Annotated in this window: 20 protein-coding genes and 2 pseudogenes; 16 read left to right on the top strand and 6 right to left on the bottom strand. The window is 72.2% G+C overall.

Annotated features, from left to right (window positions below):
* The 8 genes and pseudogenes from JNW87_RS17250 to JNW87_RS17215 form a co-directional block, all read left to right on the top strand.
* Positions 1-280: pseudogene (locus JNW87_RS17250) on the top strand (DNA polymerase III subunit gamma and tau); the annotation flags it as partial.
* Between the two features lie 108 nt (positions 281-388).
* Positions 389-697, top strand: coding sequence for a YbaB/EbfC family nucleoid-associated protein (locus JNW87_RS17245; RefSeq protein ID WP_234039590.1), 309 nt, complete (start codon positions 389-391; stop codon positions 695-697).
* 8 nt (positions 698-705) lie between these two features.
* Entirely contained in the window at positions 706-1,299 is a 594-nt protein-coding gene (recR, locus tag JNW87_RS17240; protein ID WP_109800870.1) for a recombination mediator RecR, read from the top strand.
* Between the two features lie 332 nt (positions 1,300-1,631).
* A complete protein-coding gene (locus tag JNW87_RS17235) occupies positions 1,632-3,302 on the top strand; it encodes an ABC transporter substrate-binding protein (RefSeq protein WP_109800871.1) in 1,671 nt (556 codons plus the stop codon).
* Positions 3,303-3,402: 100 nt separating this feature from the next.
* Positions 3,403-4,410 (top strand): ABC transporter permease, encoded by a 1,008-nt coding sequence (locus JNW87_RS17230; protein WP_109800872.1) that lies wholly within the window; start codon positions 3,403-3,405, stop codon positions 4,408-4,410.
* Between the two features lie 80 nt (positions 4,411-4,490).
* Positions 4,491-5,447: an ABC transporter permease gene (locus JNW87_RS17225; protein WP_236647390.1), complete on the top strand. Its 957-nt coding sequence runs from the start codon at positions 4,491-4,493 to the stop codon at positions 5,445-5,447.
* 55 nt (positions 5,448-5,502) lie between these two features.
* Complete coding sequence (locus JNW87_RS17220) at positions 5,503-6,489, top strand: ABC transporter ATP-binding protein (protein ID WP_109800874.1); 987 nt, start codon at positions 5,503-5,505, stop codon at positions 6,487-6,489.
* Positions 6,450-7,582 (top strand): annotated as a pseudogene (locus JNW87_RS17215) (ABC transporter ATP-binding protein). Before JNW87_RS17220 ends, JNW87_RS17215 begins: the two are co-directional and overlap by 40 nt.
* A gap of 54 nt (positions 7,583-7,636) precedes the next feature.
* Here JNW87_RS17215 and JNW87_RS17210 read toward each other — a convergent pair.
* Together JNW87_RS17210 and JNW87_RS17205 are read right to left on the bottom strand one after the other, a co-directional pair.
* Positions 7,637-8,131: a hypothetical protein gene (locus JNW87_RS17210; protein WP_109800875.1), complete on the bottom strand. Its 495-nt coding sequence runs from the start codon at positions 8,129-8,131 to the stop codon at positions 7,637-7,639.
* Positions 8,113-8,766: an HNH endonuclease family protein gene (locus tag JNW87_RS17205; protein WP_109800876.1), complete on the bottom strand. Its 654-nt coding sequence runs from the start codon at positions 8,764-8,766 to the stop codon at positions 8,113-8,115. Before JNW87_RS17205 ends, JNW87_RS17210 begins: the two co-directional genes overlap by 19 nt.
* A gap of 108 nt (positions 8,767-8,874) precedes the next feature.
* Between JNW87_RS17205 and JNW87_RS17200 the strand changes: the two genes are divergently transcribed.
* From JNW87_RS17200 to JNW87_RS17185, 4 genes are all read left to right on the top strand, one after another.
* Complete coding sequence (locus tag JNW87_RS17200) at positions 8,875-10,368, top strand: MFS transporter (RefSeq protein WP_109800877.1); 1,494 nt, start codon at positions 8,875-8,877, stop codon at positions 10,366-10,368.
* Positions 10,369-10,446: 78 nt separating this feature from the next.
* Positions 10,447-11,499 (top strand): hypothetical protein, encoded by a 1,053-nt coding sequence (locus JNW87_RS17195; protein WP_238454039.1) that lies wholly within the window; start codon positions 10,447-10,449, stop codon positions 11,497-11,499.
* A 19-nt stretch (positions 11,500-11,518) separates the two neighbouring features.
* On the top strand, positions 11,519-11,941 hold the full coding sequence (locus JNW87_RS17190) for a YbaB/EbfC family nucleoid-associated protein (protein ID WP_109800879.1): 423 nt from the start codon (positions 11,519-11,521) through the stop codon (positions 11,939-11,941).
* Positions 11,938-12,579 carry a hypothetical protein gene (locus tag JNW87_RS17185; protein ID WP_238454038.1) on the top strand — a complete coding sequence of 214 codons (642 nt, stop codon included), beginning with the start codon at positions 11,938-11,940 and terminating at the stop codon, positions 12,577-12,579. Before JNW87_RS17190 ends, JNW87_RS17185 begins: the two co-directional genes overlap by 4 nt.
* A gap of 91 nt (positions 12,580-12,670) precedes the next feature.
* Here the strand turns inward: JNW87_RS17185 and leuA are convergent, their stop codons facing one another.
* Positions 12,671-14,422 (bottom strand): 2-isopropylmalate synthase, encoded by a 1,752-nt coding sequence (gene leuA, locus JNW87_RS17180; RefSeq protein WP_109800881.1) that lies wholly within the window; start codon positions 14,420-14,422, stop codon positions 12,671-12,673.
* Positions 14,423-14,743: 321 nt separating this feature from the next.
* A complete protein-coding gene (locus tag JNW87_RS17175) occupies positions 14,744-16,072 on the bottom strand; it encodes an MFS transporter (protein ID WP_109800882.1) in 1,329 nt (442 codons plus the stop codon).
* A 77-nt stretch (positions 16,073-16,149) separates the two neighbouring features.
* Here JNW87_RS17175 and JNW87_RS17170 point away from each other — a divergent pair, with 77 nt between their 5' ends.
* Positions 16,150-17,139: an ArsR family transcriptional regulator gene (locus JNW87_RS17170; RefSeq protein ID WP_238454037.1), complete on the top strand. Its 990-nt coding sequence runs from the start codon at positions 16,150-16,152 to the stop codon at positions 17,137-17,139.
* A 102-nt stretch (positions 17,140-17,241) separates the two neighbouring features.
* Here the strand turns inward: JNW87_RS17170 and JNW87_RS17165 are convergent, their stop codons facing one another.
* On the bottom strand, positions 17,242-17,772 hold the full coding sequence (locus JNW87_RS17165; RefSeq protein WP_109800884.1) for a nitroreductase family protein: 531 nt from the start codon (positions 17,770-17,772) through the stop codon (positions 17,242-17,244).
* A gap of 74 nt (positions 17,773-17,846) precedes the next feature.
* Complete coding sequence (locus tag JNW87_RS17160) at positions 17,847-18,194, bottom strand: hypothetical protein (RefSeq protein ID WP_238454036.1); 348 nt, start codon at positions 18,192-18,194, stop codon at positions 17,847-17,849.
* Here JNW87_RS17160 and JNW87_RS17155 point away from each other — a divergent pair.
* The 3 genes from JNW87_RS17155 to JNW87_RS17145 all read left to right on the top strand — a co-directional run.
* Positions 18,186-18,629 carry a hypothetical protein gene (locus JNW87_RS17155; protein ID WP_238454035.1) on the top strand — a complete coding sequence of 148 codons (444 nt, stop codon included), beginning with the start codon at positions 18,186-18,188 and terminating at the stop codon, positions 18,627-18,629. The two genes, JNW87_RS17160 and JNW87_RS17155, sit on opposite strands and share 9 nt — an antisense overlap.
* 243 nt (positions 18,630-18,872) lie before the next feature.
* Positions 18,873-20,138 (top strand): aspartate kinase, encoded by a 1,266-nt coding sequence (locus JNW87_RS17150; protein WP_109800885.1) that lies wholly within the window; start codon positions 18,873-18,875, stop codon positions 20,136-20,138.
* Between the two features lie 4 nt (positions 20,139-20,142).
* Positions 20,143-21,207 (top strand): aspartate-semialdehyde dehydrogenase (locus JNW87_RS17145; protein WP_238454034.1); only part of this gene is annotated, 1,065 nt, incomplete at its 3' end.

Below are 21,207 nucleotides of genomic sequence, written 5' to 3'. Positions count from 1 at the left end.
AGGCGCCCGGGCGGCCCAGCCGGCCCGGAAGACCGCGGACGCCGACTGGGCCGGCGAGCCGCCGTACGACCCGGACTACGACGGGCCGGTCCGCGGCGGTGGACGCCCTGCCGTGGCGGCTCCGGTGGCCCCGACCTACGAGGGCTTCGATCCGGGTGACGAGCCGCTGGACGAGGTGATCGACGAGCGGACCGCCCGGCAGTCCAGCGAGGAGCAGGCGGTGCAGCTGCTCCGGGAGGCGTTCGGGGCGGAGAAGATCGACGAGGTGGACGCGCGCTGAGCGCGGTCGGCCGACGAGGACGGGTGCCGCCGCCCGACTAGGCTGGGCGGCGGCCGAGCAGACGAGTGCGAGAAGGAGCCATCCGTGCGCCCAGGTGGACAGCCGAACATGCAGCAGATGCTGAAGCAGGCGCAGAAGATGCAGCAGCAGATCGCCAAGGCCCAGGCCGAGCTGGCGGACGCGGAGCTGACTGGCACCGCCGGCGGCGGCCTGGTCACCGCGACCGTGGCCGGCACCGGCGAGCTGAAGTCCATCAAGATCGACCCGAAGGCGGTCGACCCGGAGGACGTGGAGACCCTGGAGGACCTGGTCGTCGCGGCCGTGCACAACGCCGCCGAGGCGGCCCGGGAGCTGACCGAGCAGAAGATGGGCCCGGTCACGGGCGGTATGGGCGGCCTCGGCCTGCCCGGGTTCTGAGCCGGCAGATGTACGAGGGTGCCATCCAGGACCTGATCGACGAGCTGGGACGGCTGCCGGGCGTGGGCCCCAAGAGCGCGCAGCGGATCGCCTTCCACGTCCTGTCGGCGGATCCGGCCGACGTGAACCGGCTGGCCGGCGCGCTCCGCAAGGTCAAGGAGCTGGTGCGGTTCTGCACCACCTGTTACAACGTGGCCGAGTCGGAGCTGTGCCGGATCTGCCGCGACACGCGGCGCACCGACGAGGTGCTCTGCGTGGTCGAGGAGCCCAAGGACGTGGTGGCGATCGAGCGGACCGGTGAGTTCCGCGGTCGGTACCACGTGCTCGGCGGGGCGATCAACCCGCTGGAGGGGATCGGCCCGGACAACCTGCGGATCCGCGAGCTGATGACCCGGCTGAGCGGTGGCGCGGTGCGCGAGTTGATCCTCGCCACCGACCCGAACACCGAGGGCGAGGCGACCGCGACGTACCTGGCCCTGCTGGTGAAGCCGATGGGCATCTCGGTGACCCGGCTGGCCAGCGGACTCCCGGTCGGCGGCGACCTGGAGTACGCCGACGAGATCACGCTCGGTCGGGCGTTCGAGGGCCGCCGGGCGGTCTGACCGACGCCGTGGGCACCCTGGCCGGCACCCTCCTCGGGGTGCCGGCCAGCTTCGTCCGCGTACCCGGTATGTGGGATGAGTGCCGAGCGCCACGTGCCCGACTGCGGTCCCGCTAGCTGGGCGGCTTGTGGCGATCCGCCTGATTCCACGATCGGCCTCATGCTGTGACAGTCCGTTTGTCTGGAGATCCGGCACTGTCAGACCCAGCTACTTGGTGTCGGCTTGATAGCGATTGCCTAACGGGCGTTCCGCTTCCGTGTGTCGTGTCATAGCCTCCGGCACACGGACTGGGCCACAACTCGGCGTGGTCATGCGCATGACAGAGGTGAGAGATGCAGGCAGGCAGGCTTAAAGCGGCCGTGGCCCTCGCGGCCGCTGCCGCTCTGGCGGTCGGGGCGTCCGGCTGCGCCAAGAGCGAGCGCGACGATGAGGGCGGGGGCGCCAAGACTGGCGGCACCTTTGTCTTCGCAGGGGCCGGTGACCCGAAGAACTTCGACCCGATCTTCAACGACGACGGTGAGTCGTTCCGGCCGATCCGCCAGATGTACGACACCCTCATCCAGAACAAGCCGGGCACGGCCGATCTGCAGGGCGCTCTGGCGGAGAGCTGGGAGCACGACGCCGAGGGCAAGGTCTGGACCTTCAAGCTGCGCAAGGGCGTCAAGTTCCACGACGGCACAGACTTCAACGCCGCCGCGGTCTGTTTCAACTTCGACCGCTGGTTCAACATGAAGGGCGCCGCCGCCCAGTCCCAGATGATCTACTACTCGGACGTCTTCGGCGGCTTCGCCAAGAACGACGCCGAGGGCGTCGGCCAGCCGGTCTACAACAAGTGTGAGGCCAAGGACGACGGCACCGCCGTTGTCACGATGAACCAGTACAAGGGCGCCTTCCCCGGCGCCTTCGCGCTGACCGCGCTGTCGATCGCCAGCCCCGAGGCGCTGAAGAAGTACGACGCCGACACGGTCAAGCAGAACGGCGACTCCTTCGAGTACAGCGCGTTCGCCAACGAGCACCCGGTCGGCACCGGCCCGTTCACCTTCGGCGGCTGGGACAAGGCCAAGGGTGAGATCACCCTGAACCGCAACCCCGACTACTGGGGCGAGAAGGCCAAGGTCGACAAGCTGGTCATCAAGGTCATCAAGGACGAGAACACCCGCAAGCAGGAGCTGCGCGCCGGCACCGTCCAGGGCATCGACTTCCCGGCCCCGGCCGACCGCAAGGCGCTCTCCGGCGAGGGCTTCCAGGTCCTCGACCGTCCGGCGTTCAACATCCTCTACCTGGGCTTCAACCAGAAGAACCCGAAGCTGAAGGACCTGCGGGTGCGGCAGGCGATCGCCTACGCCCTCAACCGTCAGCAGCTCGTCCAGACCAAGGGCCCGGGTGGCACCAAGGTCGCCGACGAGTTCATGCCGGACACCGTGCTCGGCTACGCCTCCGACGTGCAGAAGTACGAGTACAACCCGGAGAAGGCCAAGCAGCTGCTCAAGGATGCGGGCGTGCAGAACCTGACGCTCAACTTCTACTACCCGACCGACGTCTCCCGGCCGTACATGCCGAACCCGCAGGAGATCTTCACCGTCCTCGCCAACGACCTGCAGGCCGTCGGCATCAAGGTCAACGGTGTGGCCCGCCCGTGGAACGGTGGCTACAAGGACGACGTGCAGCAGTTCGGCAAGCAGGACCTGCACATCCTCGGCTGGACGGGTGACTACAACGACCCGGGCAACTTCGTCGGCACCTTCTTCGGTCGCAGCAAGGTCGAGTTCGGCGACCAGGCGATGACCGAGATGTTCGACGCCATCACCAAGGCCGACGGCACCGTCGACGAGGCCGGCAAGAAGGCCGCCTGGGAGCAGGTCAACCGCGACATCGCCGCCAAGTGGCTGCCGGCCGTGCCGATCTGGCACGCCCCGCCGGCCATCGTCGTCACCAAGGACGTCAAGGGTCTGGTCGCCAGCCCGCTGACCGACGAGCGGTTCAACACCGTCAGCGTCGGCTGAGCACGCCGCTGAACCGCTGACGCCGTACGCGGAATCGCCCGGGCCGGGCATACGCGGCGGCCCGGGCCGAACCGCTGATATCGAGAATCTGGTGTGAGAGATGTTGCGAGTCATAGTCCGCCGCCTGCTACAGCTCGCGGTGACCCTGATAGCGCTGTCCGCGCTCATCTTCATCTGGTTGCGGAACCTGCCCGGCGGCCCGATCGAGGCGCTGCTCGGTGAGCGGGCCACCCCCGAGCGGCGCGCCCTTCTGACCAAGGCGCTCGGCTACGACCAGCCGATCCTGGTGCAGTACGCCAAGTTCATGCAGCGGGTCCTGACCGGCGACTTCGGCAACTCCATCCGGACCGGCGACCCGGTCACCGAGGTGATCGGTCGCGCCTTTCCGGCCACCATCGAGCTGGCCCTGGTCGCCATGATCATCGCGATCGGGCTCGGCGTGCCGCTCGGCTACCTCGCCGCCCGCCACCACGGCCGGCTGCTGGACAACCTGAGCATCGCCGGCACCCTGCTCGGCATCTCGATCCCCATCTTCTTCCTGGGCTACCTGCTCAAGGACGTCTTCACCCAGAACATCCACTGGTTCCCGCCCTCCGGGCGGCTCAGTACCGGCGTGGACAACACCGAGGTCACCGGTTTCTTCGTCCTCGACGGACTGCTCACCCGGGAGTTCGACGCCACCGCCGACGCGCTCTGGCACCTCATCCTGCCGGCGTTCACCCTGGCCACCATCCCGCTGGCGGTGATCGTCCGGATCACCCGGGCCAGCGTGCTGGACGTGCTCAACGAGGACTACGTCCGCACCGCCGAGGCCAAGGGCTTGCGGCACCGCGTCATCCGGGGCCGGCACATCCTGCGCAACGCCCTGCTGCCGGTGGTCACCACCATCGGCCTGCAGACCGGCGCGCTGCTCTCCGGCGCGGTGCTCACCGAGAAGGTCTACAACTGGGGCGGCCTCGGCACGCTGATCACGGACTCGATCAGCGGCGGCCGCGACTATCCGGTGCTCCAGACGCTGATCCTGCTGGCCGCGCTGGTCTTCGTGGTGGTCAACCTCCTGGTCGACCTCTCCTACGCCTTCATCGATCCGAGGGTGCGTGTGCGATGAGTGACCCGATCACCCGGCCCGGCGTGGCCGCCCCCCGCGACGGCGCGGACCAGCCCGGCACCGACGAGCGCCGTCCGGGCATGAGCGAGCGCGGCATCGGACTGCTCGGCGAGCGCAAGAAGGCGCGACTGGACGAACTGGCCCGCGCGAGCGCCGACAAGGGCGGCGTGAGCCTCGTGCGGGACGCGATCCGTCGGCTGCGGCGCAACCCGGTTGCCATCGTCGGCGCGTCGATCGTCGCGCTCTTCGTCCTGATGGCGATCTTCGCGCCGCTGCTCGCGCCACACGACCCGGCGCAGCGCTTCGACGAGCTCACGAAGAACCTGACCGTCGATAACATTCCCGGTGCCAGCAGCGAGTTCCCGCTCGGATCCGACCCACTCGGGCGGGACTTCTTCTCCCGCATGATCTACGGGGCCCGGCAGACCCTCTTCGTCGGCGTGGTCGCCACCATGATCGGGCTGGGCCTCGGCGTGCTCATCGGGGCGATCGCCGGCGCCTTCGGCGGCTGGGTCGACAACATCCTGATGCGCTTCACCGACGTCATGCTGGCCCTGCCCGCCCTGCTGCTGGCGATCAGCCTGGTGGCCATGGCCAGCCGGTCCAGCCAGTGGACGGTCATCTTCGCGGTGGCCATCGTCAACCTGCCGATCTTCGCCCGGCTACTGCGTGGTTCGATGCTGGCCCAGCGGGAGAGCGACCACGTGCTGGCCGCCCGGGCGCTGGGCGTCAAGCAACGCAACATCGTGCTCCGGCACATGCTGCCCAACGCGATGACCGCGGTGATCGTGCAGGCCACGTTGACCCTGTCCACCGCCATCCTGGAGGCCGCCTCGCTCTCCTTCCTCGGGCTCGGCGACCCGGACATCAACCGCGCCGAGTGGGGTCTGATGCTCGGTGTGGACGGTCAGCGCTATTTCGAGGTCCGTCCCGAACTTGCCTACTACCCGGCGCTCGCGATCATCGTGGTCGCGCTCGGCTTCACCCTGCTCGGTGAGGCGATGCGCGAGGCGATCGACCCGAAGAACCGGCGGTGACGGCGATGCGACGGACCAGCACGGCCGGCGGACGCCGGCGAGAGGACGTGACCCGATGAGCCTGCTCGACGTACGCGATCTGAGCGTGGTGTTCCAGCGCCGCGGTGAGCGGCCGTTCACCGCGGTCGACAAGGTGAGCTTCAGCGTGGAGCCGGGGCAGACCGTCGGTCTGGTCGGCGAGTCCGGCTGCGGTAAGAGCGTGACCAGCCTGGCGATCATGGGCCTGCTGCCGAAGCGGGGCAACAAGGTCACCGGTGAGGTGCGCTTCGAGGGCGCCAACCTGCTCAAGCTGCGCCCGGACGACATGCGGGACCGCCGCGGTCGGGACATTGGCATGATCTTCCAGGACCCGCTCTCCTCGCTGAACCCCGTGATCCCGATCGGGGTGCAGGTCGCCGAGGTGCTCGAACGGCACCAGGGGATGGACCGGAGGAAGGCCCTGCGGGAGGCCCGGCAGCTGCTCGACGCGGTCGGCATCCCGGACCCGGAACGCCGGCTCAAGGAGTACCCGCACCAGATCTCCGGCGGGATGCGCCAGCGCGCGCTGATCGCCATCGCGCTGGCCTGCAAGCCGCGGCTGCTGATCGCCGACGAGCCGACCACCGCGCTGGACGTGACCATCCAGGCGCAGATCCTCACCCTGCTCAAGCAGCTCGTCGACGAGACCGGCACCGCGCTCATCATGATCACGCACGACCTCGGTGTGGTAGCGGGCCTCTGCGACACCGTCAACGTGCTCTACGGCGGCAAGGTGGTGGAGCGGGCGGCCCGGCACGAGCTGTTCGCCCGGCCCAGGCATCCGTACACGCACGGTCTGTTGAATTCCGTGCCGAGGCTGGACTCGGTGCGCGGTGAGCGGCTGCACGCCATCCGGGGCTCGGTGGCCGACAACATCCCATGGACCGAGGGGTGCGCCTTCGCGCCCCGCTGCGACCACGTGGTGGACGCCTGCCTGGAGGGCGCACCCCCGCTGGAGCCGACCGCGACCGGCGGCGACCTGCGATGCAACAACCCCGTTCCGGTGGAGGTGACGGTGCCGTGACTGAGCGTACGGAACCATTGGTCGAACTGCGCGACGTCAAGGTCCACTTCCCGATCAAGAGCGGTCTGCTCGTCGACCGCACCGTGGGGTATGTCTACGCGGTCGACGGCGTCTCGTTGTCGATCAACGCGGGTGAGACCTACGGGCTGGTCGGCGAGTCGGGTTGCGGCAAGTCCACGCTGGGACGCGGCCTGCTGCGGCTGGTCGAGCCGACCGACGGGGAGGTCGTCTTCGACGGCACCGACGTCCGCTCGCTCAAGGGCGAGTCGCTGCGCCGGACCCGCCGCCGGATGCAGATGATCTTCCAGGACCCGCTGTCCAGCCTGGACCCCGGCAGTCGGTGGAGTCCCTGTTGGTCGAAGGGCTCAAGGCGCACGGCCTGGCCGACGACAAGGCGGCCACCGGCAAGCGGCTTAGGGAGACCCTGGACGCGGTCGGCCTGCCCGGCTCGGCGCTGAGCAAGTACCCGCACGAGTTCTCCGGCGGCCAGCGGCAGCGGATCGGCATCGCCCGTGCGCTGGTGCTCAACCCGGAGCTCATCGTCGCCGACGAGCCCGTCTCGGCGCTCGACGTGTCGATCCAGGCGCAGGTGCTCAACCTGCTGGAGGACCTGCAGAACGAGCGCGGGCTGACGTACCTGATCATCGCGCACGACCTGGCGGTGGTCCGGCACATCGCCGACACGGTCGGCGTGATGTACCTGGGTGGCCTGGTGGAGGAGGCGTCCAGCGACGACCTCTACCGGGAGCCGATGCACCCGTACACGAGGGCGTTGATGTCGGCGGTCCCGGTGCCGGACCCGCTGGTGGAGGACCGCCGTGAGCGGATCCTGCTCGCCGGCGACCTCCCCTCGCCGACCAACCCACCGGCTGGATGTCGCTTCCACACCCGGTGCCCGTGGGCCCAGCCGACCCGCTGCGCCGACGAGCGGCCGGCGCTGCGCGAGGTGCTCGGCGGGCACCGGGTGGCCTGCCACTACGCCGAAGAGATCGCGGCCGGGCGGATCCGCCCGCACGAGGTGGAGCCGGAACTGGTCCGCCCGGACGACGGTGGGTCGCCGGGTGACACCGGTGAGCTGATCCCGACCCCGTGACGACGGCACGAGGCCCCTTCCCCGCGTCGGGGAAGGGGCCTCGTCGGTCCCGGGTCAGCCCTCCGGGCGGTTGAGCAGGGCCACCGCGATGCCGTGCACGGCGTCCAGGCCGGCCGGGTCGGCCAGCGCGACCCTGCCGCCGGTCACCGCGTACCACTCGTCGGCGTCCTTGTACTGCACCCGCAGGGTGACCTGGCCGTCGGCGTACTCGGTACGCAGGGTCAGCTCGCCCGTCACCACGCCAGCCTCGTCGGTCATCACCCCGCCAGGCCCGGCCGTGATGTCCGCGGTCCGCTGCTGCGCCCCGCCGCCGGCCGTGGCGCCCCCGGCCGGGGTGGCCGGCGTGGCGGGCGCGGCGGGGTTGGCGTCGGCGGACATGCCCGCCCCGGACACGTCCGCGGGTGCCGCCGGGGCGCCGTCCGCGGTCATCCCGGCCGTGGTCGGTCCGGTGCCACCGCCGGTGGCCGGCGCGGCGTCCTCGCCGCCGGCGTCCGGCGTCTTCTCCGGGGCGGGCGTCGCCCCGGCCCCGGTCACCGCTTGCTCGCCCATGTGCAGCCCTCCAACATGTCGGTGAGGGCGGCCTTCTCGGCACTGGTCACCGTCAGCCGCCAGTAGTGCTTGACCGTCACCCAGTCCGCCGCGTACTGGCACCAGTACGACCGGTTCGCCGGCTTCCACTGGGACGGGTCCTGGTCACCCTTTGCCCGGTTGGAGGTCAGGGAAACCGCGATGAGCTGCGGCCGGGTCAGGTCGTTGGCGAAGTCGCCGCGCTTCGAGTCGTCCCACTCGTCCGCGCCCGAGCGCCACGCGTTGGCCAGCGGCACCACGTGGTCGATGTCCACGTCCGCGGGATCGGTGAAGGCCCGACCGTCGTAGACGCTCTCCCAGCGCCCACCCACCACGTTGCAGCCGGAGAGCTTGATGCTCTCCCCGTCGCGCTGGAGGACGGTGTCCCGGACGTCGCAGTTCTTCCCGGTGTCCCGCCAGTGCGGGAACCGGGCACGGCTGTAGCCCTTCATCGACCCGGCACTCGCGACGGTCAGCTCACCGAGCTGCTGGCTGACGTTGCCGGCGCTGCTCCCGGTCTCCGGCTCGTCGACCGGCACGCACCCGGCCGTGCCGAGGGCGATCGCCGCGGCGAACGCGGCCGCCACCGCGGCGCGAGCTCCTGATCTGGTACGCACAGACGACACCTCTCCAGCTTGCGGGCTCCCGGCGATCCCGCACAGTACCCCCGGGCCGGTTTCTGTGATTCGTGGCGTCCGGATGGGATCCCGGGCAGATTGTTAGCCATGACCGCACCCGCACCCGCGCTCCGGACGGGCACCGCCGCCGGGCGGGGGACGCTGCTCGCCGCCGTCCTCGCCTCCGGCATGGTGTTCCTCGACAGCACGGTGGTCAACGTGGCGCTGCCCCGCCTCGGGTCCGAGCTCGGTGCGACCGTCGCCGGTCTGCAATGGACGGTGAACGGATACCTGCTGATGCTGGCCGCGTTCGTGTTGCTCGGCGGGGCGCTCGGGGACCGGTTCGGCCGCCGCCGCGTCTTCCTGCTCGGGGTGGCGTGGTTCGCCTCGGCCTCCGTGCTGTGCGGACTGTCCCAGGGCACCGGCTGGCTGATCGCGGCCCGGTTCCTCCAGGGCGCCGGCGGGGCGCTGCTCACCCCGGGGTCGCTCTCCGTGCTCCAGGCCAGTTTCCACCCGGACGACCGGGGCAAGGCGATCGGCATCTGGGCCGGGCTCTCCGGGGTCTCCACCGCCCTCGGTCCGCTCCTCGGCGGCTGGCTGATCGACACGCTCTCCTGGCGGTGGATCTTCTTCATCAACCTGCCGCTGGCCGTGGCGGTGGTGCTCGCCGCGGTGCGCTGGGTGCCGGAGAGCCGGGACGAAAACATCTCGCGTACCGGCGCGCGCCGGTTCGACGTGGCGGGCACGCTGCTCGGCGCGCTCGGCCTCGGCGGCGTCACGTACGCCCTGATCGACGCCCCGGCCCGCGGCGTCCGCTCCCTGCCGGTGCTGGTCTCGGTGCTGGTCGGGGTGGTCGCCGCGGTGGTCTTCGTGCTGGTGGAGCGGCGGCGCGGGGACGCCGCGATGCTGCCCACCGGCCTGTTCAGCAGCCGGCTCTTCTCGGTGCTCAACATCTTCACCGTGGTGGTGTACGCGGCCCTCGGCGGCTTCACCTTCTTCCTCGCCGTCTACCTGCAGAACGTGGTCGGCTGGTCGGCGCTGCTCACCGGCCTGGCCACCGTGCCGATGACGGTGCTGCTGGCGGCCGGCTCCTCTCGGGCGGGCGCGCTCGCCGCCCGGATCGGCCCGCGGCTGCCGCTGACCGTCGGTCCGGTGGTCGCCGCCGTCGGCCTGCTGCTGCTGCGCCGGGTCGGTCCGGGAGCGTCGTACTGGATGGACGTGCTGCCCGGGGTGGTCCTCTTCGGAGCGGGCCTGACCCTGGTCGTGGCCCCGCTGACCGCCTCGGTGCTGGCCGCCGTGGCCGACCGGTACGCCGGGGTGGCGAGCGGCTTCAACAACGCGGCGTCCCGGGCCGGCAGCCTGCTGGCGGTGGCCGCGCTGCCGCTGCTGGTCGGCCTCTCCGGCACCGGCTACGAGCAGAAGTCGGCGCTGACCGACGCCTTCCGTGGGGCGCTGCTCTGGTGCGCCGGGCTGCTGCTGGCCGGCGGGGCGATGGCCGTGCTGCTGATCCACCGGCCGCCCCGGAAGGCGCCCGGCGCCCAGCCGTGCCCGTCGCTGCCCGCCTCGACCCCACCCGATGAGCGCCGCCGCCGCGGGGCCTGACGGGCGGGCGTCGGCTCGGTAGGGTGTGGCGGCGGCCACCGGGCGTGCCGGAGGGCGCAGCGACCGACCGGGGGACCGTTGACCCAGATCGAGATCAATCCGGGCCAGTTGACCAACGCCGCGCGCGGGCTGGAGCAGTTCGTCGTGCCGGACCTGACGGACGCCGCCCGGCGGATGGCCGACTCGTACCGGCTCGACCCGCCCGGTCTGGGTGCGCTGCTGTCGTTCGCCGAGGCCTACTACAACTCCGTCGCCGACTACCAGCTGCGCAACCTGGAGACGGCGGTGCAGGTCGTCGAGTCGGTCGCGGCCGGGCTCCGCCGGACGGTCGCCAACTACCACGCGGCCGAGCAGGCCAACGTGGACATGTTCCTGGCTCCCGCCGCCGCCGCGCCGGACGGCTACCTCGGCGGGCTCGGCGACGCCGGGTTCCCCCGCCTCTTCACCGACCCGCTCGGCGGGATGGACGGGTTGGGCGACGGCGCCGCCGAAGTGCTCACCGTGGGCACGCTGACCATGTTCGTCGGCCTCGGGGTGGCCACCGCGGCGATGGCCCCGGACTATCTCCCCGCGCCGCTCACAGCGTCGGCGATGGTCGCGAACGGGTTCTCCGTCATCGAGGCCGCGCGGGAGCTGGGCGCGGTGGCGGCGGCCCTGGAGGGCTCGGTCATCAAGAAGTTCGACGGGTACGCCACCGGGGCGACGGCCGGCTGGGTGGACGGCAGCGTGGTCGAGTACCGCGACGTCGTCGCCGAGGTGTCCCGGGAGCTGGGTCAGGTGCAGAAGGCGCTCAGCGCGCTGTCCGCGTCCCTGCTGGCCGTGGCCGGTCTGCTCACCGCGTTCGTGGCCTTCATCGCCTTCACCGCCGAGTTCTTCGTGGTGATCCTCGACCTGACGCTCTCCTCGATCGGCCCGCAGGCCCTCGTGCTCCAGCCGATCATCCAGGCGCTCGGCGCGGCCGCCAGCGCCTCCTGGCTGACCGCCAGCGGCACCGTGATCACGGTCGCCACGGCGGCGGTCACCCTGCTCTCCGGCGTGGTCAAGGAGTTCGCCGCGGTGCAGACCTTCGACGAGCAGGGCGACGGCACGCCGGACCTCCGGCAGCTCCGGATCTCCTGGCACTCCGCCTGACACGAGGAAGGTAGCGGCGATGAGCGGTTTCGAGGCCCAGATCCAGCAGGCCATGCGGCAGGTGCGGCAGCGGCTGGACGCGTTCGAGCAGCAGCGCACCGTGCTCGCCGAGACGGTGGGCGAGGGGACCAGCGAGGACGGTCTGATCACCGCCCGGGTCGGCGCGGGCGGCGCGGTGCAGGACCTGGAGATCAACCCACGGGCGATGCGACTGGACAGCCACACCCTGCGGGACTCCATCCTCACGGCCATCCGCGCGGCCACCGCGAACTGGGCCGAGACGGTACGGGAGGCGACGGCGCGTCCACCGGTCGACCCGGAACAACTGCTGCGGGACTTCGGCGTCGGCCCGGAGCTGAAGTCGACCATGGCGCAGTTCTCCCAGCGCGCCGCCGACATCGAGCAGAACCTCGTCGCCCTCCGCCGGGACCTGGCCGGATGATCGGGCTGACCGCCGAGCCGGGCCGCGCCGGTGAGCTGCTGGTGGTCCGCGCGCCCCGGCGGCCCGGCCACGCGCTCTTCGGCTGGCTGGTGCCGGTCGCCCTCGGCGTGGCCGCGCTGCTGGCCGTGCTGGTGGCGGTGCTGCTCTGGTCCCGGTCACCGGTCGCCGCGATCGGCGGCGCCGCCTGCACCTTCCTGTTCGTGATGTTCTTCGCCCTGCTGCCGGGGGCGCCCCTGGAGCATCGCCGCCGCAGCGGGCGCGACGACAGTGTGGGGCTGCCGATGGCCGAGCTCTCGGCCGAGGGCGTCCGGGCCCGGTACCGGGCGCCGAGCCTCGGTGAGCGGCGCACCGGCGAACCGGCCGACCCGGCGTACGACGCCGCGGTGGCCTGGACCGACGTCACCGGCTGGCGGTACGGGCGGGACCCGTACGGCCAGTCGGTGATCGTGGTCGAGGTGGCCGATCCGGCGGCGGTGGCGCTGCGCCCCGCCGACCCGCTGCTCCGGTCCTACCTCGACCGGCTCGTCCGGGACACCGGCTCGCCGGTGGCGGTGCGGGCCCCGATCGCCGGGCCGGAGCAGGAACGGGCGGTGGTGGACCGGCTCACCCGGCAGGGCGTGCCCCGCACCGACGGCTGACCGGCCGCCGGTGAGCGGCCCGGCCGACCACCTGCCGCCGGCCGGACGGTGCCCGGGCGCGCCCGGCGGGGTGCCGGACGCCGCCGTGGGCTCAGCTCCGCGCGCGGTTGACCGCGCTGGTGACCGCCTTCACCGAGGCGGTCACGATGTTGGCGTCCGTCCCGACGCCCCAGACGGTCCGGCCGTCCACCTCGCACTCCACGTAGGCGGCGGCCTGCGCGTCCCCGCCCGAGGAGAGCGCGTGCTCGTGGTAGTCGAGCACCCGGACCGCCACGCCGAGGGACTGCAGCGCGTTGACGTACGCGTCGATCGGGCCGTTGCCAACCGCGGCGAGCGAGCGTGTTCCGCCGCCGAAGCCCACCTCGGCCTCGATCTCGACCTTGCCGTCGGCGGTGCCGATGGCGTAGCCGGCCAGGCTGACCACCGGGTCGACCTGGTGGTCGACGAGGTAGTTGCGGGCGAAGATGTCCCACATGGTGCCCGGGTCGACCTCGCCACCGTCGTGGTCGGTGACCTGCTGCACCACGCCGGAGAACTCGATCTGGAGGCGGCGGGGCAGGTCGAGCTGGTGTTCGGTCTTCATGATGTACGCGACGCCGCCCTTGCCGGACTGCGAGTTGACCCGGATGACCGCCTCGTAGGTGCGGCCCAGGTCCTTCGGGTCGATCGGCAGGTACGGCACCGCCCAGGTGAACTCGTCGACCGGCACCCCGGCCCCGTCCGCGTCCCTCGCCAGGGCCTCGAGGCCCTTCTTGATCGCGTCCTGATGGGAGCCGGAGAACGCGGTGTAGACCAGGTCGCCCGCGTACGGGTGGCGCTCGTGCACCGGCAGCTGGTTGCAGTACTCGACCGCCCGCTTGACCTCGTCGATGTTCGAGAAGTCGATCATCGGGTCGATGCCCTGGGAGAACAGGTTGAGCCCCAGGGTCACCAGGTCGACGTTGCCGGTCCGCTCGCCGTTGCCGAACAGGCAGCCCTCGATCCGGTCCGCGCCGGCCAGCAGGCCCAGCTCGGCCGCGGCCACGCCGGTGCCCCGGTCGTTGTGCGGGTGCAGGCTCAGCACCAGGCTGTCCCGCCGGGGCAGGTGCCGGTGCATCCACTCGATCGAGTCGGCGTACACGTTCGGCATGGCCATCTCGACCGTGGCCGGCAGGTTGATGATCAGCTTCCGGTCCGGGGTCGGGTCGATCACCTCGATGACCTTGGCGCAGACCTCCAGCGCGTACTCCAGCTCCGTGCCGGTGTACGACTCGGGGGAGTACTCGTAGTGGATGTCGGTGTCCGGGGTGTGGATCTCGGCGTACTTCTGGCAGAGCCGGGCACCCTGGGTGGCGATGTCGGTGATGCCGTCGCGGTCCAGACCGAAGACCACCCGGCGCTGGAGCGTCGAGGTCGAGTTGTAGAAGTGCACGATGGCCCGGCGCGCGCCGCGCAGCGACTCGAAGGTCCGCTCGATCAGGTGCTCCCGGCACTGGGTGAGCACCTGGATGGTGACGTCCTCGGGGATCAGGTCCTGCTCGATCAGCTGCCGGACGAAGTCGAAGTCCGTCTGGCTGGCCGACGGGAAGCCGACCTCGATCTCCTTGTAGCCCATCTGCACCAGCAGCTGGAACATCCGGCGCTTGCGCTCCGGCGACATCGGGTCGATCAGCGCCTGGTTGCCGTCGCGGAGATCGACCGCACACCAGCGCGGCGCGGCCCCGACCCGGCGGGTCGGCCAGCTGCGGTCCGGCAGGTCGAGCCGGAACTGCTGGTGGTACGGCAGGTAGCGCTGGAACGGCATCCGGCTGGGGCGCTGCCGGGCGATCGGATCGGTCTCGACGTCGGTGACGGGTTGAGCCATGACGGAGTGCTCCCTGGGAACATGTGGCGTCAGCAATCGGAAGGTGTCGGCGGGTGCTGCCGGGCCACGGTGCCCGGGCGGTGCCGAGGTGAAGTTCGGATGTGCTGGACGGCGCGGTTCAACTCCGCGACGAGGTGCCGGCCGTCAGGCCTCGTCGCGGCAGCCAAGAAGAAGAAACGCCCGCCACATGACAGGGTGACCCTACGTGATCAGGGCGGCCCGTGGTAGCCGGGTCCGTCATGTGAGACGCGGATCCCAGTGCCGGCCGCCGACTTCGCCCTCGCCGCCGCCCGGGATCGGCCCGGCCACCGGCAAGGCGTGCTACCTGTCCACCGTGCCGCTCCCCGTCGCGCTGGACATGGCCCCGGCGGCCCGGGACCGCTGAGCCTCACCCTGCTCGGCCGGCGGGGCGGCCTCGCCGAGGCGTGGGCGGCGGTCCGCCCAGGCGACCATCGGCACGGCGGCCAGGGCGGCGGCGGCGAAGAGCCCGGCCATCGGCAGCCACCCCCAGCCGCCGGTGCCCACCCCCAGGGCGGTCAGCCCGGCGGGCGCGGCCAGGTTCTGGAACTGCCCGCCGAGCCGGAACGCGCCGACGTACGCGCCCCGGTGCGCGGCCGGCGGCAGTGTGCTGGTGATCCCCCAGGCGCCGGCCGACTGGACCAACTCGGCGAGGGTGAGCACCACCGCCGCGCCGACCAGCACCACGACGGTCGCCACCCCGCCGGTCAGCGCCGACACCGGCAGGATCAGGCAGAACAGGGCGATCAGCAGGCCCCCGGTCCGCAGCGCCCGGCCCGCGCCGGCCACCGTGTCGGCGCCCCGGCTGGCCCGTACCTGGAGCAGCACCGCGAGGATCGTGTTGAGCAGCACCAGGGCGGCGATCAGGGTGCGCGGGGCGTCGGTGTGGCTGAGCACCCAGAGCGGCAGCACCACCAGGTAGAGCGTGCCGTGCGACATCAGCAGCCCGCACAGCAGTGACACCGCCATGAACGGCCGGTCGCGGAGCACGGCCAGGCGGCTGGTCTTCTCGGTCGGCCGCGTCGCCGCCGGCACCCGGGGCAGCCGGTACACGAAGGCCGCGGTGACCAGCAGCATGACGGCGTTGAACCAGACCATGCCCCGGTACGCGGCCATCGTGTCCACCGCCAGCACCACGCCGCTGATCACCGCGCCGAGCCCGAATCCGACGTTCAACGCCGAGCGCTGGTACGCCAGCGCGGTCACCCGTTCCTCCGGGCGGAGCACGTTGATCGAGTAGACCTGCCGGGCCACCCCGGTGGTCGCGTCCACCACGGCCAGGGCGACCACCACGGCCAGGAAGCCGGCGAAGCCACCCACGAAGGGGTACGCCCCGAAGAGCACCGCCTCGGCGAACATGCCGACCAGCCAGACCCGCTGCGCGCCGTACCGGTCGGTCAGCGCGCCGAGCGGGACCGTCCCGAGCAGGGAGACCCCGGCGGCGATCGACAGCCCCAGCCCGACCTGGGTGGGGGCGAGGCCGAGCGCCCGGGTGAAGAAGACCGCGCTGCCGGCCATGAAGAGGCCGTGACCGACCGCGTACACCATGGCCTGCACGGCCAGGGCGCGGGTCAGCCCGGCCGGTGGTACGACGTGCCGGACGGCGGTGCGGATGGTGTCCCGGGTCCCCATGGGCGCTGAGCAAACCGTGTCCCCCACGGGCGCGTCGAGCCTTTTAAGCTGAGCCGAATTCTCGACGGGGGTGGCGGATGTCGCAGCTGCGGTTCGGCGCGTCCGACGTCGCGGGGGTGCGGTTCGCCGTCTCGCCGGTCTGGGAGACCGTCTCCAGCATGTGGGCCCTGGCGGACCCGGTCCGGCACGCCGTGCACCTGCCCTGGATCGACCAGGCGCGGGCGACCCTCCGCCGCCCCGATGTGGCCGTCCGGGTCCGGCCGCTGGTCGAGCTGACCCGGCCGCGTCGCTGGCTGCCCGACTTCCTCACCCCGCCGGCTGCCGGTCCCGACGCCGACCTGGCCGAGCAGCTCGACCAGATCGCCGCCACCCCGCCCGACGTGGTGGTCCGGGACCTGCTCGCCACCACCCCGGCGAGCCCGCTCAGCCCGTTCGGCCGGGCGCTGCGCGACGACCCCGCCGGCCTGCTGCCGAAGCTGGTCACCGCCGTGCGGGTCTGGTACGACGAAGCGATCGCCCCGGACTGGCCCCGGATCCGGGCGCTGCTGGAGGCGGACATCGCCCACCGGGCCGCGGTGCTCGCCGAGGGCGGCGCCGGGCAGCTCTTCGGCCAGCTGCACGCCAGTCTGCGCTGGACCGGTGACCGGGTGGTGAGCGACGACCCCTGGCAGCTCGACTTCGACCTGGGCGGCCGGGGGCTCGCCCTCAACCCGGGCATCTTCACCGACCGGCGGGTGCTGTGGAACCTGCTGGAGGACTCGCCGCCCGGCGGGACGTACCCGGTGCGCGCGGTGGCCACCCTCTGGGAAGCGGCCCCGGTGGCGGCCGGCGACCCGCTGGCCCGGGTGATCGGGTCCGGCCGGGCGGCGCTGCTCAACCTGCTCGACACGGCGGCCACCACCACCGACCTCGCCCGGCGGACGGCGATGTCCTGCGGGAACGTCTCCCAGCACCTGTCCGCTCTGCACGCCGCCGGCCTGGTGTCGCGGTCCCGGCAGGGCCGGCACGTCCTCTACCGGGGCACCGAGGCCGCCGCGGTCCTGCTCCGCGCCAGCCGGGGCGAGTAACCCACGCGACCGCGCGACCGGCGGCGGCGCGACTGCCGGCCGCGCGACGCCGACCGCACGACGGCCGACCGCGACCCGGGGCCGCCGGGCGCTGGGCGCCGGTCAGCGCAGGAGGAGGGTGGGGAGCGGGTGGCGGTGGCGCAGGCCGGTCTCCTGGCGGCGCAGCTCCTCGGGCAGGGCGAGCGGGTCGCCGAGTCGCCCGACGGCGGCCACCACCACGGGGCGGACCTCGGGTGACAGGTCCAGCTCGGCGGCGAGGCCGGCCCGGTCGAACCGGGTGAGCTGGTGCACGTGCAGACCGAGCGCGGTGGCCTGCACGGTCAGGTGGGCGATCGCCTGACCCAGGTCGTACGCGGCCCGTTCGGCGTCGCCGCCGGTGTGCGCGCCGACCACCAGCGCGGAGGCGTGCCGGACCCAGTGCTGGTCGCCGGCCGCCAGGCTGACGAGGATCCGCTTCCAGGTCTCGTCCTGCCGGTGTCCGAGGGCGAACCGCCAGGGCTGCGCGTTGCCCGCCGAGGGGGCCCAGCGGGCGGCCTCGAGCAGCGAGGACGCCTCGTCGCCGGCCAGCTCGGCGTCCGGATCGAAGGACCGGGGGCTCCAGCGGAAGGCGAGCAGCGGGGTGAGGTCGGCCATGGGAAAAGAGTCCCCTATGGGCGATTCGCCCCTCGAGGTAGGGCGGCCGGATGTGGCGAAAAGCACCCGTAACGTCACCCAGGGTCAGGGCGTTCCCGCGCTCGGGGTGTCGGACGGGGACGACCCGGCGCGACCGACCGCGTCGCCGTCCACCACCGGCCCAGCGAGTTGCACGGTGGCCGGCGCGGACCGGGCTCGCCGGCCAGCCTGAGGGTGCCGAAGTCGGCGCGTACCGCGGTCGGCGTCCCGTCCGGCCGGTAGCAGTAGATGCCCACGTCCAGCGGGGCGTTCAGCGAGGCGGAGGTCGACTCGACCGAGTAGCACTGACCGGTGGCCCCGGTCGGCGTCGTGGCGGGGGAGACCGCGAGCGGGGCCCGCCGGTCGGTGAGCACCTCCAGCCAGTCGGTGAACGGGTGCTGCACCCGGGGATCGAGCCGCCGGGGCACGGCGTCGTCGGGGTCGCCGAGGCGTACGCAGCTGGCCGGCTCGGGCCGGCCGCCGACGGCAGGGCGCACTGGAAGAGCCCGTCCGTGGTGGCGGCGAGCGAGACGTCCACCGTGCCGCCCAGTCCCCACGCCGGCACGTCGACCCGCCAGGTGCCGTCGTTCGCGCTGGTCACCACGACCGTGCGTGCCGGGGCGTCGGCCGTGACGTACGCGTACTGCGCGGTGAGGTGGCGGTCCTGCGCGGCGGCCGCCAGTGCGGCCAACTCGTCGCGCGTCGCGTCCACCCCCGCCGGCACCGGGTCGGCGGTGGTGAGCGGGGCCGGTGTCGGCTGGTCGGCGGTGCAGGCGGCGAGGAGCGCCGGCAGAGTGATCGCCACGACGCCGGTCAGTCGCCGGGCCGCGCGGAGGTGAGCGTGCACCGGGACATTCTGCGGTGCGGGGACGGGTGCCGGGAGCCCGGCGTACGGCGTGTCGCGCCGCCCTCTCGCCGGCGGTTCCCGCCCTGGTGAGCCGGCCCTCACCGGGCCGGATGGTGGGATCACCCGACCCGGCGGCTCGTGCCGCCCGATAGGCTGATGAGGTCTGACACGCGCCGCCGGACCGGATCCCGGCGGCGTCGGCACGCTCAGGGTCGCTGGGAGGGAGTGCACCGTCGTGGCACTCGTGGTGCAGAAGTACGGCGGGTCCTCCGTCGCCAATGCCGAGCGGATCAAGCGGGTGGCCGAGCGCATCGTGGCCGCCCGCAAGGCCGGCGACGACGTGGTCGTGGTGGTCTCCGCGATGGGGGACACCACCGACGAGCTGCTCGACCTGGCCAACCAGGTCAGCCCGCTGCCGCCCGGCCGCGAGCTGGACATGCTGCTCACCGCCGGGGAGCGGATCTCCATGGCGCTGCTCGCCATGGCCATCCACAACCTGGGGTACGAGGCCCGCTCGTTCACCGGCTCGCAGGCCGGCGTGATCACCACCTCGGTGCACGGCAGGGCCCGGATCATCGACGTCACGCCGGGCCGCCTCAAGGGCGCGCTGGACGAGGGCGCGGTGGTCATCGTGGCCGGCTTCCAGGGCGTCTCGCAGGACACCAAGGACGTCACCACGCTCGGCCGGGGTGGGTCGGACACCACCGCCGTGGCGCTCGCCGCCGCGCTCGACGCGGACGTCTGCGAGATCTACACCGACGTGGACGGCATCTTCAGCGCCGACCCGCGGATCGTGCCGAACGCCCGGCACATCAAGCACATCACGTACGAGGAGATGCTGGAGCTGGCCGCCTGCGGCGCCAAGGTGCTGCACCTGCGCAGCGTCGAGTACGCCCGGCGCGCGGGGTTGCCGATCCACGTCCGTTCGTCATACTCGACCAACACCGGCACGATGGTCACCGGATCGATGGAGGACCTTCCTGTGGAACAGGCACTGATCACCGGGGTCGCCCACGACCGCAGCGAAGCGAAGATCACCATCGTCGGGGTGCCCGACGAGCCGGGCGCCGCGGCGAAGATCTTCGACACCGTCGCGGGTGCCGAGATCAACATCGACATGATCGTGCAGAACGTCTCCACCGAGGGCACCGGCCGCACGGACATCTCGTTCACCCTGCCCAAGACCGACGGCCCGACCGCGATGGCCGCGCTCAGCAAGATCCAGGAGGCGGTCAAGTTCAAGGGCCTCCTCTACGACGACCACGTCGGCAAGGTCTCCCTGATCGGCGCCGGCATGCGGTCCCACCCCGGCGTCGCGGCCGGCTTCTTCGCCGCGCTCGGCGGGGCCGGGGTCAACATCGAGATGATCTCCACGTCCGAGATCCGGGTCTCCGTGGTCTGCCGCGACACCGACCTCGACAAGGCGGTCCGGGCCATCCACGACGCCTTCGAGCTGGGCGGCGACGCCGAGGCCGTGGTCTACGCGGGCACCGGGCGGTAACCCGATGACCTCGCTGCCCACCCTCGCCGTGGTCGGGGCGACCGGCGCGGTCGGCACGGTCATGTGCCAGCTGCTCTCCTCCCGGCGCAACGTCTGGGGAGAGATCCGGCTGCTCGCCTCCGAGCGCTCGGTGGGCCGGCAGGTGCAGTGCCGCGGCGAGCAGCTGACCGTCCAGGCCCTCACGCCCGAGGCGTTCGACGGCGTCGACGTGGCCATGTTCGACGTGCCCGACGAGGTCTCCGCCGAGTGGGCGCCGGTCGCGGTGAGCCGGGGCGCGGTGGCGGTGGACAACTCCGGCGCGTTCCGGATGGACCGGGACGTGCCGCTGGTGGTCCCGGAGATCAACCCGGAGCAGGTGCGCAACCGGCCCAAGGGGATCATCGCCAACGCCAACTGCACCACCCTGGCGATGATCGTGGCGATCGCGCCGCTGCACCGCGAGTACGGCCTGCGCGAGCTGGTGCTCGCCTCGTACCAGGCGGTCTCCGGGGCGGGGCAGGCCGGCGTGGACACGCTGCACGCCCAGCTCGGCAAGATCGCCGGGGACCGGGTGCTCGGCTCGCGGCCCGGTGACGTACGGCAGGCGGTCGGCGACGAGCTGGGGCCGTTTCCGGCCCCGCTGGCGCTCAACGTGGTCCCCTGGGCCGGCTCGCTCGCCGACGGCGGCTGGTCGTCCGAGGAGATGAAGATGCGCAACGAGTCGCGCAAGATCCTCGGGCTGCCCGACCTGAAGGTCTCGGCCACCTGCGTACGGGTGCCCGTGGTGACCGGCCACTCGGTGGCCGTGCACGCGGTGTTCGCCACCGAGGTGGACGCCGAGGGCGCCCGCGAGGCGCTGCGCAACGCGCCCGGGGTGATCCTGGTCGACGACCCCGCCGCGGGCGAGTTCCCGATGCCGATCGACGCCGTCGGCACGACCCGTCCTGGGTCGGCCGCATCCGCCGCGCCGTCCGACGACCCGCGAGCGCTCGACCTCTTCGTGACGGGCGACAACCTCCGCAAGGGCGCCGCCCTGAACACCGCCCAGATCGCCGAACTCCTCAGCCAAGGAACTAACCCACCCCTAACC

This window comes from Micromonospora sp. ATA51 (genome assembly GCF_016802855.1).
GTDB classification, from domain to species: domain Bacteria; phylum Actinomycetota; class Actinomycetes; order Mycobacteriales; family Micromonosporaceae; genus Micromonospora; species Micromonospora sicca.
The sequence above is the reverse complement of the archived record's forward strand: the minus strand, read 5'-3'. Positions and strand labels throughout refer to the sequence as shown.